Genomic DNA, 4,107 nt, shown 5'->3' on the forward strand with positions numbered 1-4,107 from the left:
AAAATGTGGAGCGCCAAGGATGGCGCGACCAAGCCCTACATGGACGTATTTACGGGCGTTTTTTGGGAGGCGGTTCCAACTCAGGGCCGTTACCCCCATACAAGATATGCATGCTCCCAGGGAATACACGGGAGTATAACGGAGAAAACTTGGACACCAACGATTCCAGACAATTCGATTTACATCCAGTCGATCAGCGCAGACTGGCCACCCTATGCGGCCAGTTTGACGAAAACCTGAAACACATCGAACGGCGCCTGCAAGTACGCGTTGGTCGCCGCGGCCATCATTTTCGGGTGGAAGGTGAAACCGAGCACGTAGCTGCCGCGGTAGAAGTCATCCGCCACCTGTATCGGGAAACCGAAGCCACCGAAGACATCTCACCGGATACGGTTCACCTATACATCCGGGAAACCGGATTTGAGCGACTACCCGACGACATACCGTTTGATGGCTCCATCACCACCATCAAGACCCCAAAACTCACCGCCAAACCTCGCGGTGCGAATCAACAGAAGTACGTGCACAGCATTCGCTCCCACGATATCAACTTCGGCATTGGCCCTGCTGGTACAGGTAAAACCTGGCTGGCCGTGGCCTGTGCGGTGGAGGCTCTGAAAGACGAACAGGTAAAACGGATTCTGTTAGTACGCCCAGCGGTTGAGGCCGGTGAGAAACTTGGCTTTCTGCCCGGCGACTTGGCGCAAAAAGTAGACCCGTATCTCCGGCCGCTGTACGACGCGCTCTATGAAATGCTCGGGTTCGACAATGTCACGCGGTTGATTGAAAAAAGCGTGATCGAGATTGCCCCTCTGGCCTTCATGCGTGGCCGCACACTGAACAACTCGTTTATTATTCTGGATGAAAGCCAAAATACCACCCGTGAGCAAATGAAAATGTTCCTCACGCGGATCGGTTTCGGCTCCACTGCCGTAATCACTGGCGACACCACCCAGATAGACCTACCTCGCGGCCAGAATTCCGGGCTAATCCATGCGGCTGGGGTTCTTAATAACGTCACAGGCATTGGCTTTACCCGATTCGAAGCCAAAGACGTTGTTCGGCACCCGCTGGTTCAGCGTATTGTAGAAGCCTACGACTCGTTTGATGAAGGAAGCGGAAAAGGGAGCGACCGTAAACAGTGAGTGAACTGACGGTTGATCTTCAAAGCGTGTTTAAAGGGCCAGGCGTGCCCGAAGAATCCCTATTTCGGGCTTGGGCTCAAGCAGCCTGGCTAGGGCAGGAACCATCCGAGGTAACGATCCGCATTGTCGACATTGAAGAAGGCCAAGCGCTGAATCACCAGTACCGTGGAAAGGACAAACCCACCAATGTATTGTCCTTTCCATTTGAAGCCCCAGCCGGTATAACGGTGCCATTAGCCGGAGATCTGGTTATTTGTGCTCCGGTGGTCGAAGGTGAAGCCCTCGAACAGCTCAAAGAGCCAGTCACTCACTGGGCACACATGGTTGTGCACGGTATGTTGCATCTTCAAGGCTACGATCATATTAACGATGAAGACGCTGAGGCCATGGAGGCCTTGGAAATCCGGTTGCTGGCACAGTTTGGGTTCGGCAATCCCTACGCAGAGGAAACGGTAAAAGACTCATGAGCGACGATCAGTCGAGTCGCAGTCAAGGCACCAACAAGTCTTGGCTGGAGCGTATATCACATGCCTTCTCCAGTGGGCCTGAATGTATCGAAGACGTACTGGAAATCCTGCGGGATGCCGAATCCCAGGCCATTATCGACGTGGATGCCATGAGCATCATCGAAGGTGCCATGCAGGTGGTGGACATGCGCGTGGATGAAATCATGATTCCACGCTCCCAAATGGTCACCGTTCGGGCCTCTCAGGATCCGAAAGAGTATCTGGATGAAATCATCGCGTCTGCCCACAGCCGGTTCCCGGTTATTGGCGACAGCCAAGATGATGTCGTCGGTGTTCTTCTCGCAAAAGATCTTCTACCGCTGGCCCTTGATGACGATATGGACTGGTCTCATGTGCGCGAGCTTCTTCGCCCACCCACATTTGTTCCCGAGAGTAAACGCCTGAACCAGCTTCTCAAGCAGTTCAAGGAAAACCGTAATCACATGGCAATCGTTGTAGACGAGTACGGCGGAACGGCTGGCCTGGTGACCATCGAAGATGTACTGGAACAGATTGTTGGGGAAATCGAAGATGAACACGATTTCGACGAAGAAACCCACATTAAGACTCGGGGCGATGGCTCGTACGCCGTAAAGGCAGTCACGCCGGTTGATGACTTCAACGAATTTTTCAATACGGGGTTAGATGAGGAGGAGTTCGATACCATTGGCGGCGTCGTGCTCAAGGAATTCGGGCACCTGCCCAGACGGGGAGAAACGGTTGAATTCGGTGGTTTGTGCTTTACCATTGCCAACGCCGACAATCGTGTCATCCGTCTGTTACAGGTAACCCGCAGTGAGCAATGACAATTCAGAATCCCTTGTTACCCCAGTTCACCCGCTTCTCTCCAACCGTTGGTTAAGTGCCGCAACCCTTGTGGTTGCCGGCGCTTTGCAAACCCTAACCTTCTCGCCGTTCCATTTTTGGTGGCTTGGCCCGGTTTCCATGCTGCTCATGCTGCTGGTTACCATCCCTCTGACGGCAAAAAAGCTCTTCTCTGCAGGCTGGCTGGCAGGAATGGGGCTGTTTGGTTCAGGTGCAAGCTGGGTTTACATCAGCATCAGTGAATTCGGCAATACGTCGATCCCCATTTCGGTTTTGCTTACCGTTGCCTTTGTGGCTGGGCTGGCTTTATTCCCTGCCCTCGCATTCTGGTTTTGGGGCAAGCTGGCAAAAAGCAACGCGGTGCGAAGACTTATCCTCTTCCCCGCTATTTGGATTCTTGGGGACTGGCTTCGTGGCTGGCTGCTAACCGGTTTCCCATGGCTGTATCTGGGCACCGCCCATACCGATGGCCCGCTAGCAGGGCTGGCGCCAGTGGTTGGCGTTCACGGCCTCACCTTCTTGATCGCTGCGAGCGGCGCTGCCATTTTTGCGGCGGGCTGGCTTATCATTAAACAGCGCCACGCCAGTGCCGGCATTGTAGCTGTTACGGTACTGATTCCTTGGCTGGTAGCTCCGATATTGAACCGCGTTGACTGGACGGACATCAGTGACGAGCCCACGTCGGTAGCAGCCATGCAAGGCAATATTCCACAACAGATCAAGTGGGACCCAGAGTTTTTGAAAGATCAGATTGTGGCCTACTTAGGCATGACGGAGCCTTACTGGGATACCGATCTCATTCTCTGGCCGGAGACGGCCATTCCCATTCCTCAGGATCAGGCTGGGAAGATCATTGACCACATCACGGAAAACCTTGGGGAAGAGAGCACTCTGATTACGGGTATTCCCTGGTACGGTTATAGCGAGCGAGCCGGTGGCTTTACGTATCACAACAGCATTATGGCCATCGGCACCGGCGAAGGTATTTATCACAAGCAAAAGTTGGTGCCTTTTGGAGAGTATGTTCCGCTTGAGGGCATTCTGCGTGGGCTGATCGGTTTTTTTGATTTGCCCATGTCGAGCTTTACTCGGGGCCCGGAAAATCAGGAGCCTTTAGATGCAAATGGCACTCGGGTGATGCCATTTATTTGTTATGAGGTGGCCTACCCGGATTTTCTTGCACGCAATGCGGTGAACACGGATTTGTTGCTGACGATCAGCAACGATGGTTGGTTCGGGGATTCTGTGGGGCCGCTGCAACACTTGCAGATTGCCCGTATGCGAGCGCTGGAGACTGGGCGTTATATGATTCGTGGCACCAATAATGGGGTGACAGCGATCATTGATAATAAGGGTCAGATTACGGCACGCATTCCGCAGTTTGAGCGAGCAGTGCTAACTGGCGAGGTGTTTAAGGCGAGCGGCAGTACGCCTTACATGTCGACAGCTTCTTGGCCGGTTCTGACGCTGGCGTTGATTTTGATTGTGTTCGTTCGCGAGCGGGTTATTCCTAAAAACTGAACTGACTGCAAGTCTCTTGAACTTGGTGCATGCAGCTGAGGGTGGAGGGGCTAGGCAAAACACGCCGCAAGTACATCCTTGTAGGCTCGGCTCCGCCATCCATGGCTCCG

The 4,107-nt window shown here is 53.6% G+C and carries 4 protein-coding genes; all 4 read left to right on the plus strand.

The features are described from left to right. The first annotated feature begins 149 nt into the window (after window positions 1-149). The 4 genes from ACTH3S_RS18020 to lnt are packed head-to-tail and all read left to right on the plus strand — an operon-like array spanning window position 150 to window position 3,997. On the plus strand, window positions 150-1,145 hold the full coding sequence (locus ACTH3S_RS18020) for a PhoH family protein (protein ID WP_441810392.1): 996 nt from the start codon (window positions 150-152) through the stop codon (window positions 1,143-1,145). Beyond that, complete coding sequence (ybeY, locus tag ACTH3S_RS18025; RefSeq protein WP_441810389.1) at window positions 1,142-1,612, plus strand: rRNA maturation RNase YbeY; 471 nt, start codon at window positions 1,142-1,144, stop codon at window positions 1,610-1,612. The genes ACTH3S_RS18020 and ybeY overlap by 4 nt, the downstream gene beginning before the upstream one ends. Beyond that, entirely contained in the window at window positions 1,609-2,457 is an 849-nt protein-coding gene (locus ACTH3S_RS18030) for an HlyC/CorC family transporter (protein ID WP_441810390.1), read from the plus strand. Before ybeY ends, ACTH3S_RS18030 begins: the two co-directional genes overlap by 4 nt. Further along, window positions 2,447-3,997 (plus strand): apolipoprotein N-acyltransferase, encoded by a 1,551-nt coding sequence (gene lnt / locus ACTH3S_RS18035; protein ID WP_441810391.1) that lies wholly within the window; start codon window positions 2,447-2,449, stop codon window positions 3,995-3,997. Before ACTH3S_RS18030 ends, lnt begins: the two co-directional genes overlap by 11 nt. Window positions 3,998-4,107 lie beyond the last annotated feature (110 nt).

Source organism: Marinobacter sp. (assembly GCF_052094685.1).
Classification (GTDB): Bacteria; Pseudomonadota; Gammaproteobacteria; order Pseudomonadales; family Oleiphilaceae; genus Marinobacter.